Below are 12,658 nucleotides of genomic sequence, written 5' to 3'. Positions count from 1 at the left end.
GCCTCCCCCCTTCTTCAAAGAATAAGGCCCTCTTTTTTATACTCGTTAAGTTTGTTGCGCAAGGTTCTGACTGAAATGCCGAGAAGCTCTGAAGCCTGAGTCCTGTTGCCGCCGGTACGCTCAAGTCCCTTGATTATCATGCGCTTTTCCATTTCTGATATAGGTATTACATCATCGTCACTTAGTTCTACCTGTACGGCCTGGGAATCCGGCGCGGGAGAATCAAGCTCCTGGACGGGATCAGAGCATTGTTCAGTTTCCATTTCTTCATGGCCCATCCAATCCTGGTCATTGAGCAGAAAATTTCTAATGCCAATAATCTTGTCAGGGCCGGCCAGCAAGACTGCCCGTTCCATAAGGTTCTGCAGTTCCCGGACATTACCCGGCCAGTCATAGTCCATAAGCCATTGTTGAGCTTTTTGATCAAAGGTCATTTTGCCCAGACCATATTGTTTGCAGAAACTGGAAACAAAATGACCGGCAAGAAGCAGCACATCATCTCCACGCTCTCGAAGTGCGGGCAACTTGAGGGGAATCACATTGAGACGATAAAACAGGTCCTGGCGAAACTCTCCTTTGGAAACGCAGTCTTCAATATTGCGATTGGTGGTAGCCAGAACACGCACATCCACCTTGACAGTCTCTGATCCACCTACCCTGTCCACTTCGCTTTCCTGGAGAACTCGCAGAAGTTTAGCCTGAAGGGACAGATCCATTTCAGAAATTTCGTCCAGAAGAATGGTTCCTCCGTCAGCCAGTTCGAATTTGCCGATCTTGCGACTGATGGCTCCGGTAAAAGAGCCTTTTTCATGGCCAAACAGTTCACTTTCCAAAAGATGTTCCGGAAGGGCTGCGCAGTTTATGGCCACAAAGGCATTGCCGGATCTCGGACTGTTGGCGTGCAGATACTTGGCAAACATTTCCTTGCCCGTACCTGATTCTCCGCTTATAAGAATTGTTGCCTTAGATGGGCCCACCTGTCTTGCCAAAGCCAGGACCCTTTTCATAGCCGGATGGCTGCCTATTATTGATGTTTCCCGGGCTTTTTCTCTGGCAAGGGGAGCTGATTTTATTGACTCACCGGAAAGCACTGCTTTGACTTTATCCCAGATTAAAGGTGCAAGCCAGTAGTCAGCTGCTCCTCTTTCCATAATTGCTTTAGCCTGTTCCGCACTGCCGTGCTCAGCCACAACAATTACTCTGGGCGCTATGCTGCAGTCTTTTAAATGGTCAAGCAGATCCTCGGCCCGATACCCGGGCAATTCGGCCTGGGAAAAAACAAGGGGCGGTGACTTCTGCTCCAGAACCTTGGCAGCTCCGGCCAGGGATTCACTCATTAAAAGTTCGTAACCTTTATCCCTTAGTTTGGATAAAACCGGGCTGAGCAGGTCGGCTCTGGTTATAAAAAGTATTGATTTAGCGGACATAAGTGCTTTCCCATACAACTAAAGTAATAAATTTTCAATGCGTTTATACAGGTGAAATTAAAATATGTTGAAACATGAATTGTTTGAATTGTTGAGTCAGGTTTCCAATGGCGACATATCCACTGAACAGGCTCTTGCCCGAATTGGGCATCTCCCTTTTATCCAGGCAGACCATGGTTTGAACCTTGACCCTCATAGAGGGATTAGAACTGGTATTTCAGAGGTTGTGTTCGGACCAGGAAAAAGTCTTGAACAACTTTATTCTGCAGTTGAAATTCTGGCTGCCCGACAGACCCCGGTCATGGTCACCAAATTAGATGAACCCAAAGGCTGCGCTTTGGCAGAAAAGTTTCCAGAAGGGAAATTCTGGAAAGTACCAGGCATATTTGTACTGAATGGTAACACAGATTTAGACTTTCCCTGGCAGGAATATGGCGAGGCTCTTATTGTTTCAGCTGGAGGGGCAGACCTGCCAGTAGCCCTCGAAGCCCTGGCTGCCTGCCAGTTTTTTGGGGTTGATGCCGGATTTATCTCTGATGTAGGCGTGGCAGGTCTGCATCGTCTGCTTCCCCATCTTGACAGTTTATATAAGGCCAGAGTCATAATTGCAGTAGCAGGCATGGAAGGAGCCCTGCCTTCAGTATTGGGAGGGCTTTGCGATACACCTGTGGTTGCGGTTCCTACTTCTGTGGGCTATGGAACAAGCTTAAGCGGTATAACTCCTTTGCTGGCCATGCTAACTTCATGCGCTCCAGGTATTGCTGTGGTTAATATTGATAATGGTTTTGGTGCGGCATGTTTTGCAGTCAAGATGCTCAGAAAATCACAAGGTGCTGATGCCGGAGGGTGACGGAATAGTGAGTGCAAAAAAAAAGAAATTTTCCAAAAAAATGAAGAGGATGGCTTGTCTTCCTGCATCATGGATCCTGATGCTGTGCGCTGTTCTAATCAGACGTCTGACCAGGGAAAGGACAATCAGCTTAAGCTCTTCCATTGGCAATTTTGTTTATGATCATCTGCGCATCCGCCGATCAATGGTTCTAAGTAACCTCAAGAATACTTTTCCTGAAAAAACAAACTTGGAAATTGAGCATATTGCCCGGGAATCATATCATTCACAGGTACTTAACCTCTTAGAGATGCTGCGCATTCCCTTGATAAAAGATGCCCGGAATGCCCGTGAATTCGTAAGCCTTAAAGCCTGTGACTCATTCCATGAAGTACTGCGTAATAATCAGGGTGCAGTGGTGGTATCAGGGCATTACTGCAGTTGGGAGATCATTGGGGTATGTACAGGTCTTCTGCTCAAGCCCATGAACTTCGTGGTTAAGCCTATAAAAAACAGATATCTCGACAAATATATAAGCAGCTTAAGAACTTTTCACGGCAACAGGGTAATTCCCAAAGACAAGGCTTTGAGGCAGGGCATGAAAGCCTTGAAAAACGGTGAGATTCTTGTAATCCTGGCTGATCAGTCTCAGAGAAAAGTGGATCAATATATTGAGTTTCTAAGGCGCAGATCGTCTGTTTTTCTTGGGCCTGCATTTCTGGCCCTTAAGGCTGGTGTACCTTTGTTTGTAGAGCTGTCAAGGAGGAACAGTCATGGTCATTATGAGCTGGAAATTATTGAAGTGCAAACTTCTGACCTGCAATGTGTTAAGGAAGATATTTTAGAACTGGTAAAACGATATCACAAGGTTATGGAAGACTTTATTTTGCATTACCCCGGGGAGTGGCTTTGGATGCATAACCGCTGGAAAAGGTCTAACCAGTTACCTTTGAAGGACTTTTGATCCGAAGATGCTTAGTGAAAAGGATTTTCTAACACTCGGACATCCCAGGCTCTATTTTTCCATGTTCTGGGCTGGTCTGCAAAGGGCGGTCCGACAGAAGTGCAAGCATCTTGTAGTTCAGCCTGTGGAAAACACACTGCTCAGTCTGTGGCAGTATAACCATCCATTTGGAAGCATGGTGCAAAATGCGGGTCTGTCAAGGCGCAGTATAGAGCAGCGCTTTGCCCGTCAAATTAGATTGCTGGTCCCTGTATGTTTATTAACCGATCTGGTCAAGTTTGACAGCAAGTACGAAAGGAGGCGTCTGGCCAACCGGTTTATCTGGGATGGGGACTGGGATGAGTCTATTGTAGATTTTACCAGGAGTTTTCGTTACAGGTTTATGGCTGATATCTGGCAACACAGGGATGACCTGACAAAGAGTACGCGCTACAAAGAACTTGTTTCTCTTATTGCCGAGGGCAGGCCTTATCGTTCATACCATAAAGGTGTGTATCTTGATACTGAGCAAAAGGTAGTCAGGTTTCTTGAGATTTATCTGGCATTTATGTATCAACTGCAAAAAAACGGGTATGACGATAATCTGGCCCCTGATCCCATCGGAGTTGCTGTGGATAGAAATGGCAGACTTGTAAAAATAAACAAAGGCCTGCATAGACTGGCCATGGCCATGCAGGTGGGGCTGGCAAGCATTCCCGTATGCGTGAGGGCCGTCCATCGCATCTGGTGGGAAAGACATACCAGGAATGTTGCAGGTGAAGAGGCTGTTGAAAATGTGATTTCCAATATAAGGCTTGATCTACATTAGTATGCATTGGGTTTATCCAAAATACGGACTCAATTCAGTATTGGATATCATTTCGAAATAGTTTGTGAAAATAGCTGTCATACTCCAAAGAGTCCAAGAGGGCATGCTCTAACTTTAAATGGCTGTCAGTACAGCTACTATTTAAGTAAATTAATCCTCGGCCACCCTACACACCCATTGTTGTCTACATCAAACCGTAAAAGGCCAGACTATAAGTTAGCATAAGTGGCTGTCCCCTTGATGCTGAAAGAAAACGTCGCTTTAGTGCTATTTTTGTTGCGAAAAATATGAAAGTTTTCTGCTAATTTTTAGTGTCAATTTGATGCAGGCTAACCTAACCGTCCAAAGAGATATATTTATGCAGACAGCTTGCAAGGCTCACTTGCTAAAAGGGCGAAACTGGGAAGTATACAAGCCTAACAAAACCAAAGTATCTTTAATGCACTACATAAGAAAGGCACTTAAAGAAAGCGACAAAAATTTGTTGGGTAATGAACTATCCTCTGGCAGAGAAGGGCACTCGTTAAAGGTAATAACCTATAATAATCAAAAATTTTTTCTTAAAATTTTTGATTTAAGCAGTAAGTTAGCATGGAATAGGCGAATTGAGTTTTCTGTGAAAGAATTGTTGCAAAGTCGAGCGAAAAAAAGTTTCTACGGAGCCTTGAAATTAGAAAAAGCTGGAATTCCAACAGCGGAACCTGTCGGATACTGTACTTTCGGTATCTGGCCATGGAAAAAAAAAGGCATAGCAATTTGTGAGTACCTTGCGAACGATGGAAACGTTCAAGACTATCTTAAAGTTTGCAAAACGAATCAACCCGTACTTCTTTCAAAAATGGCCCATCTTGCCAAAAAATTACATGATCATGGATTGCGCCATACCGACATCGTAGAGCATAATTTTTTGGTAAAAAGAAATTGTCACGAAATGCTTGAAATTTTTTTAGTAGATACTGACAAGGTTCACTGTGCGAGAGTTTCTAAGTTTGTCCCTTTTATCAAGCAATATTTAGATCTACGATGCCTTATGCGCCTAAAATATACAAAGCCAGAGACAGAATGGTTTTTAAGAGAATACTTTGGTTCGGATTACAGAACAATTTGGTTACATTTGTTGTTTTTTTTACGAAACGGCGGTTTTTGTATAAAAAGAAGGCTCAAGATAAAAAAAACTAGCAAGCTCAAGCTCGGGTAATTGTCTGCCTTATTTGAGATCTGTTTATGTTATTCATGCAAAATGAGAGTGCCACTCCAGCCCATAAAGCGGTGTATGTCCATGTGGTTTGTCTGACCCCTAAAGAGTGAGTCATTCCAGAAGCCACAATAATAAGAGCTCCTCCAATAATATAGAGATACATTTCTAAACTCATAGCATCTTTTCTCCATACTCTATGGGCTTGGATGAGTATTCCAATGAAGAGCCCGAACAGCAACATTGAGCCTACGATACCCCAAGCAACAAGAGCTTCTACTATTGTATTATGGAAATGAGGTGTGACCCTTTTTGTTCCAGCTGGACCTGCAGCATCGGGAATTTTTATGACTACCCCCCTTCCGTGTCCAAAAAATGGCTTTTCCTTGATAAGCTCCCATGCTATTGCCCACATATAAATTCTTTCTCCCAAGCTTGTAATTGGGGTTTCTTGTATGTCGCCTCGATTTATTATATGCTTTATTGCTAAATAGTCATCGTTGATCCTCTGCTTAAGGTGGACAAATGCTTTCTCATTGTTGCTTAGGTGGGATTTGACCATTGAAAAGGATGATAGAGAAAATAGCAAAAAAAACATAGTACAGCATATAAAAAAAACAGTAGCTGACTTTCCAGTCTTGATTATTCCTGCTTTTTTTAGGTGACTGAAAACGAGGCAGGGAGCGAATATTATAATGCAAAGTAGAAGAGCAGCTGAAGATGCCCTTGCTTCTAATGTTATTAGAGCAATGGCTATTGTAAAAAAAGAAAACCCTAACAGGGAAGCAAAAATTAATCTATTAAAGTAGTTTTGCGCAAGAGTAGCAGGTATTTTTAATGCGAATAAAAATATCCATAAAAGCATAAGGCTCAAAAACATAGCATAGGCAATAATTAAGGTGGGTAGGTTAAGGTCGACGCCCCTGCCTTGTGTAAAATTTAAAAAATCCAAACCAGAAAACAACATAAGGTAGGCTACAGAAGATATTATGGTAATAAGAAAAAAAAATGTAACAATTTTTTCATCTCCTTTTATCCAGTAAGCAAAAATTGGAACTATTGCTAAATATGAATATTTTCTGGCACCATCGATTAATCGGTGTGCTTCAATATCTGTCTCAGCTAAAATCCCATAAAATGTCCTTAACCAAATGAAAACCAAAAAGCAGATAACCATCCACATTAGTTTGCTGAGGCGGACGATTTTAAAAAATCTACTGCTGTCCATAATGATTCCAGTAAGCATTGCAGCTATACCTATGAGTTGAAGAGATTTACCCAAAGATAGGCCTATCGCAAACAATACCAAGCCCAACACACCGATATATTTGGCAGCCATATTATTGTTATGATTACCTGGGTTAAATAGTCTTGTAAAAGATTCATCTATCCAAACTAAAATACTCTTACTCACCTTTTACTCCTTTTGTTAAGTACTTGATCCAGCGTTATCATTTTGGCAGACATAACCATTTCAGCAAAAGCGGACATGGCAGCTACAAGAATACCGCGCCATCCATCCAGAATGCCGAGTCGCAGAATGCTGTCCTTAAAAAAACGAAGTGGAGGACGGGTAAAGAGATGAATCACAGGGGAAATACCTGGTTTTTCCATTTTATCCAAGGCTTTCCATGTGGTGTAGCGGTTTATTTTTTCCAACCAGATTTCCATGGAAGGCATGGGGTAGTGAAGTATTTCCCCTTTTAAGGGTGCTTCTTTCGGCACCTGAAAGTCAGAGTGAACTCTTTTGATTTTTTTTCTACCCTTATCTTTACGAAATAGTCGAAGTACACTGTCCCTGCCCCACCCTGAGTAGCGCATTTTTTTTCCAAACAAATGATTAGACCTAACTATGCGATAGCCGTCCACATTACTCTGGCTGAGATTAAGGGCACGAATTTCCCTGATAAGCTCAGGAGGAATACGTTCATCGCAGTCCACCACCATAACCCAGTCGAATTTTGCCTGGGGGATTGCCCAGTTAAGCTGATCAGCGTGGTTTTTATAAGCTCGCCTTAAAATTCTGTCCGTATACCTGCCGGCAATGTCTAAGCTTTTGTCAGTGCTGAAAGAATCAACTATAATAATTTCATCAGCCCATTTTACGCTTTCTAAACAGTCATGCAGATTGTTTTCCTCATTAAAACAAGGAATTATAACGCTTATGGGAGTATATTCAGGCATCAGGACAAAATTCCTTTTTGGGTGCATGCCTGGTGATACATTTCCAGGGTTTGGTTTACAGTCTGGTTAATGCTGAATCTGGAGCGAACATACTTCCTGGCATTTTGGCCCATAAATTTTCGTTTTTCAGGATTGCAGGTCAGTTGCTTAATGGCTTGAGCCATGGCTGCTGGATCTTCCATGGGTACAACAAATCCGCTTTTTCCGTGCTCTACCATTTCCGGCAGACCTCCAGCTGCAGTGACCACAACAGGAACTCCCTGGGCCATGGGTTCAATTATTGACTTGGTGAGACCCTCTCTTCCTCTTGAAGGTGCCACTGCTATACAGCAGCTGCCAAGAAGGGATGGAGCGTCCTTGCGAAATCCTGCAAAGTGAATTCTTCGGGTTAAGCGAGGATCCTTTGAAAGCCTGATGAGCAAAGGATCACGAACTTCACCCATGAGCAGCAAATGGATATGTTCAGGAAGATGGTACAGGGACTCAATGAGTACGTCCACCCCTTTGATCCGGCGCATATTGGCAGCACAGCCAACAATGACAGCCTGGGCTGGTATCTTGAATTCCTTGTGGATATTTATCCGGGCAAGATCATCATACCAGGAAAAATTGTGCCCTTTGTAAATGGTTACAAGCTTGTCCGGCCGGACACCTGAATTTTTGAGATCCTGGCGTACTGCCTCAGAAACGCAACTGATGCGATCCAACCTGGGGTGAAGCCATTTCAGCCAGCAGTCAGGGTCCCAGCGCCGAACATGACCAATGGCCCCCCTGTAGGCTACAAGGACATGAGGCAGGTTCAGACTGGCCCAGACCAGGTTACTGATGGGCCTGTTTGAAAAGCCGTGCACCACCTGAAATTTTTCTTTCCTGATCAGCTTGCGTAAAAAAAGTATGCCTTTTATATCCAGCCGGGATGATAAATCAAGGTTATGATAAGGTACACCAGCCTGACTGAGGAGGTCAGCATGAGTGCAGGCTGATTCAATAAGGGCGTGGACATCCTGACCTTGCGCACGCATTCTGCACATCATATCTATTTCAGTGATATGACTGGTCCTGGTGACCATGAGAATTTTCAGAGATTTTTTCAATTTGGGTAGTTTGTGTTATTGAATTAGCATGGTGAGCACTTGTTTGTTCGCCTGTGCGTTTGTCCTGTGGGCAATCTGATCGTAAAAAGTCAATCCATGATCCATTAATTCTCTAAGCATGGACATGTCAACTGCGCGCTTGAGGAATCAGGATAGAATTGACGAGACGATGAACTGCACCGGAGTCTGGCATAAATTTGTTTTAATGACATTACAAGCTTTCGTCTTTTTCAGTTCCTGCTGACGCAAAGCACTGTGTCGGGTATTGTTTTTTTATGCGGAACTGAATAGTCTGCACATGTTTACGCAGAGCTTATCAGAAATGATGGTCATTTTTCATGTTTTGATAGCTTGCTTATAGTTTTAGGCGCTTAGCGGAAATTTCAAACAAACATGTTGTTTCATTTTCAAAGAAAGCCAAGAGGTTTTGCCCACGGAACACACGGAAGGACACGGAAAATGTCTCTTTTCTTTATTCAGTGTTTTTCCGAGTATTCCGTGGGCAGTCTCTTTTGCCCCGAAGGGGCCACTTTTTTCCGTGCAGGGTCACGGAAAAAGCTTAGTAACTTACTCCTGAAACCCTGTCATAAAATACAGGAAAATTTGAACCGTAAAGGCACCCCGGTTGAATGCACTTTGCGTCTTGAGTGAGTCTTCGAACGGGCGGTTAAAATATCTTTTTTTGGGTTGCGGGTACAATCCGCGTTAGATAAACTTTTAAAATCAAGTGTTTATACTTCATGCAATTAAAATCCGACTGGTCTAAAGTTGACAGCTGGCGGCTGTCCAAACGAACCCTGGCGTATTTCAAGCAGTTCAAGGTCAGAATAATTATTTCACTATTTGCACTTGGAATAGTGGCTGCCATGTCTGGAGCAGCAGCATTTCTGGTTAAACCTGCCTTAGATGATATTTTTATTAATAAAGATCAGCAGGCTCTGGTGTTAATACCGCTGCTTCTGGTACTGGTCTTTGCTCTCAAAGGTTTTTTTCTTTATGTTCAGAACTTTCAGATGAATTATTGCGGTATTCAGGTTCTTGGTCAGCTGCGCAGAGAGCTTTATTTTAAAATGATTGCCCTGCCTGTGCGCTTTTTTGAGGACAACCGGACAGGTATGCTCATGGCCAGGATAACCAGTGATGTAAATCTGCTTGCTGTCAGTCTGCCCAAGCTTGTAGAGTTGGTCAGGCATCTTTTGACCATGCTTGTGCTTATGGCAGTTATCTTTTACCGTGATCCTGTTCTGGCCACCCTGTCCCTGGTTATTTATCCCATGGCCATTTATCCTTTTATTTATTTTGCCAAGAAGCTCAGGAAAATGGGCCGCAAAACTCAATCCAAAATTTCAGATATAACCAATTTCTTACAGGAAACATTTTCAGGCATCAGGGTAATCAAGGCATTTGCCAATGAAAAGAAAGAACAGCACAATTTTTCCGCTGAAAACAGGAAACTTGTGGGCATTGCCATTAAAGAAAACAGATACCATCATGCCTCTTCACCTATCATGGAAGTCATTGGAGCCATTGGAGTAGGACTCATTGTCTGGTACGGCGGAAGTCAGGTTATTGCAGGTAATTCTACTCCAGGGACCTTTTTTTCTTTTTTGACGGCTTTGATCATGCTCTATCAGCCGGTTAAAGGTCTGAGCAAGACCAATATCGCAATTCAAAAGGCCCTTTCAGGTGCTGAGCGGGTTTTCGAGGTTTTGGATTCAAGGGAATTAAGAATAGAAAAAGGAGGATCAAAGGAGCTTAAGCCTCCATTTCAAAGCCTGGAGATGAGGAAAGTCACTTTTTCATACCCAGGCAGTCAGGCTCCGGCACTAAATAATATCAGCTTAGATGTCCGACAGGGTGAAAAACTGGCAATAGTCGGGCCCAGCGGCTCAGGGAAGACAACTCTAATAAATCTTCTGCCCAGGTTTTATGAGCACCAGCACGGTGAGATTCTCATCAACGGCCATTTTGTTCAAGATTATAACCTGGCTGATCTGCGCATGTTTATGGGCATTGTGGCTCAGGATAACTTTCTGTTTAATGCCTCTATACGCGATAATATTGCCTACGGAATGGACAATGTTCCTGAACATGACATAATAAACGCTGCCAAAGCAGCCTATGCTCACGATTTTATCTTGGAACTCAGCCAGGGTTATGATACAGTTATCGGCGAAAGAGGGGTCAAGCTGTCAGGAGGGCAGAAACAGAGGATCACCATAGCCAGGGCCATTTTGAAAGATCCAGCTCTTCTCATCCTTGATGAGGCCACCAGCGCCCTGGATACCGAGTCTGAACGTATTGTACAGAAAGCTTTGGACAATCTGACTAAGGAGAGGACCAGCATTGTCATCGCCCATAGGCTGTCCACAGTTCTGACCGCTGACCGAATTGTAGTTATGTCTAATGGAAAAATTCTGGCCATGGGTACACACTTTGAGCTACTTGAGTCTTGTTCATTATACAAGCGCCTGCATGATATGCAGTTTACCCAGGAGTTGCAGGTTGATACTGCATCGCTGGGATAAAAACGGCAATTGCCGGCAATGCCTGAAACTATTTTCGCTTTAGAGTTACTTTTCAACAATACATAAGGAGATGTCATGAGTTCATCTGTAATCAGCTATGAAGACAGCTATGTAACCAATCCTGCAAAGTCATCAGAAATCTTTCACATCCTGCCTACCCCTTATTTCTACCTGAGGATGCTGGGAACTGTATTTCGTTCAGCACGCAAGGCCAAAAAAAAGCAGTTTACAGGAGAAGACTGGGTGGATAGCAGTCTTTCCATCCTGAAGCACCTTGAAAAGGTGGATTGCAGGTTTTTCGTCAATGGCAAGAAGAATTTCATTGATCTCAAGGAGCCATGCGTTTTTGTAGCCAATCACATGAGCACCTTAGAGACTTTTGTTCTGGGCGGGATAATCCGTCCGCACAGAAAGGTTACTTTTGTCATCAAGGATAGCCTGGTTCGCTATCCGGTTTTCAAACATGTCATGATTTCCCGGCAACCCATTGTGGTCACTCGCAAGACCCCAAAGCAGGATTTCAAGACCGTTATGGAACAGGGACAGGAGAAATTATCTCAAGGTACATCCATAGTTGTCTTTCCTCAGACGTCGAGAACCACAAAACTTGATCCGGAAAAGTTCAATTCTATTGGAGTCAAGCTGGCCAGAAAAGCAGGAGTGCCCCTGATTCCGCTGGCGCTAAAAACTGATGCCTGGAGCACAGGCTGGCCTTTAAAGGATTTTGGCCGCATAAGACCCAAAAGGTTTATTCATTTCTGCTTTGGTCAGCCCATGAAAGTTGAGGGCAATGGCAAGGAAGAGCATCAGCAGGTGGTGGATTTTATCCAGGATAAGCTGGAAAAATGGAAAAAGCTTGAGGAGTAAATGTTTAAATAAAGCTGTTGTCTATTAGCAGCGCTTCACCCGGGCGGACCGGAACCGAAAGTGTGAGTAACTTTTACCCCTCGTTCCCAGGCTCCAGCCGCTTCTTTACAATGTGGCTGGAGCCACAAAAAAAAGAGATGTTCCCAGGCTGGAGCCTGGGAACAAGTGCAAATAAAAACCTGGATTCCGGCTTTCGCCGGAATGACGACAAAGAGTAATAGTTTGCTTTAACAGTCACCCTGGACTTGATCCGGGGTCCAGTTTTTTTGAATTTACTTGTAAGCTCTTTACCCGGGCGGCCCGGGTTCGAACCTGTGAGTAACTGTCTTTAAAGTGGAGCCTGCATCCTGCAGGCTATTTAATTCCAGGCGGCTGGAAGCCGCCTCCACCTTGAAGAACTGTCACATATTTGTTCCCCTGGGGCGGCCCGGGACCGAACCTGCGAGTAACTGTCTTTAAAGTGGAGCCTGCATCCTGCAGGCTATTTAATTCCAGGCGGCTGGAAGCCGCCTCCACATTGAAGAACAGTCCCATATTTGGAAATTGGGACAGTCCCCGCGAGGTACTATAAAAAAGATTAATACTGCATTGGTTCCTGTAAAAAATTTGCTTCAATGAAAAAATTTACACAGCGAGGGACAGTCCCTGTGCCAGGCGCAAAGTTCCCATCTTTAACGGAATTTTTCAGGCAAATGTGCATCAATCATGATCAAAAATCGTAAAAATATGAAAATTGTAACCGTCTGATTTTATTGGCAAAAT

Annotated in this window: 10 protein-coding genes; 6 read left to right on the top strand and 4 right to left on the bottom strand. The window is 43.7% G+C overall.

Translation table 11 applies throughout. The annotated features are described in order from the left end of the window. Positions 1–14 precede the first annotated feature (14 nt). Positions 15–1,427 carry a sigma-54 dependent transcriptional regulator gene (locus tag LZ23_RS04420; RefSeq protein WP_045211936.1) on the bottom strand — a complete coding sequence of 471 codons (1,413 nt, stop codon included), beginning with the start codon at positions 1,425–1,427 and terminating at the stop codon, positions 15–17. Between the two features lie 64 nt (positions 1,428–1,491). Here LZ23_RS04420 and larB point away from each other — a divergent pair, with 64 nt between their 5' ends. The 4 genes from larB (at position 1,492) to LZ23_RS04400 (ending at position 5,226) form a co-directional block, all read left to right on the top strand. Then, positions 1,492–2,277, top strand: coding sequence for a nickel pincer cofactor biosynthesis protein LarB (larB, locus tag LZ23_RS04415; protein ID WP_198145900.1), 786 nt, complete (start codon positions 1,492–1,494; stop codon positions 2,275–2,277). A gap of 7 nt (positions 2,278–2,284) precedes the next feature. Next, the gene (locus tag LZ23_RS04410; RefSeq protein ID WP_198145899.1) at positions 2,285–3,220 is read left to right on the top strand and encodes a lysophospholipid acyltransferase family protein; all 936 of its coding nucleotides are present in this window, start codon (positions 2,285–2,287) and stop codon (positions 3,218–3,220) included. A gap of 7 nt (positions 3,221–3,227) precedes the next feature. After that, positions 3,228–4,028, top strand: a complete 801-nt coding sequence (locus LZ23_RS22320; protein WP_052507116.1) for a hypothetical protein — start codon at positions 3,228–3,230, stop codon at positions 4,026–4,028. 358 nt (positions 4,029–4,386) lie between these two features. Further along, complete coding sequence (locus LZ23_RS04400) at positions 4,387–5,226, top strand: lipopolysaccharide kinase InaA family protein (protein WP_045211935.1); 840 nt, start codon at positions 4,387–4,389, stop codon at positions 5,224–5,226. On the opposite strand, the gene LZ23_RS04395 is transcribed toward LZ23_RS04400, so the two are convergent. The 3 genes from LZ23_RS04395 to LZ23_RS04385 are packed head-to-tail and all read right to left on the bottom strand — an operon-like array spanning position 5,213 to position 8,477. Then, positions 5,213–6,637 carry an O-antigen ligase family protein gene (locus tag LZ23_RS04395; RefSeq protein ID WP_045211933.1) on the bottom strand — a complete coding sequence of 475 codons (1,425 nt, stop codon included), beginning with the start codon at positions 6,635–6,637 and terminating at the stop codon, positions 5,213–5,215. The two genes, LZ23_RS04400 and LZ23_RS04395, sit on opposite strands and share 14 nt — an antisense overlap. Then, complete coding sequence (locus LZ23_RS04390) at positions 6,634–7,407, bottom strand: glycosyltransferase family 2 protein (RefSeq protein WP_045211931.1); 774 nt, start codon at positions 7,405–7,407, stop codon at positions 6,634–6,636. Before LZ23_RS04390 ends, LZ23_RS04395 begins: the two co-directional genes overlap by 4 nt. Continuing rightward, positions 7,407–8,477: a glycosyltransferase gene (locus LZ23_RS04385; RefSeq protein WP_157493106.1), complete on the bottom strand. Its 1,071-nt coding sequence runs from the start codon at positions 8,475–8,477 to the stop codon at positions 7,407–7,409. Before LZ23_RS04385 ends, LZ23_RS04390 begins: the two co-directional genes overlap by 1 nt. Positions 8,478–9,241: 764 nt before the next feature. On the opposite strand from LZ23_RS04385, the gene LZ23_RS04380 reads away from it, so the two are divergent. Further along, on the top strand, positions 9,242–11,029 hold the full coding sequence (locus LZ23_RS04380) for an ABC transporter ATP-binding protein (RefSeq protein WP_045211930.1): 1,788 nt from the start codon (positions 9,242–9,244) through the stop codon (positions 11,027–11,029). Positions 11,030–11,104: 75 nt separating this feature from the next. Further along, complete coding sequence (locus LZ23_RS04375; protein WP_045211928.1) at positions 11,105–11,896, top strand: lysophospholipid acyltransferase family protein; 792 nt, start codon at positions 11,105–11,107, stop codon at positions 11,894–11,896. Positions 11,897–12,658: the final 762 nt, after the last annotated feature.

The organism is Desulfonatronovibrio magnus (genome assembly GCF_000934755.1).
Classification (GTDB): Bacteria; Desulfobacterota; Desulfovibrionia; order Desulfovibrionales; family Desulfonatronovibrionaceae; genus Desulfonatronovibrio; species Desulfonatronovibrio magnus.
The sequence above is the reverse complement of the archived record's forward strand: the minus strand, read 5'-3'. Positions and strand labels throughout refer to the sequence as shown.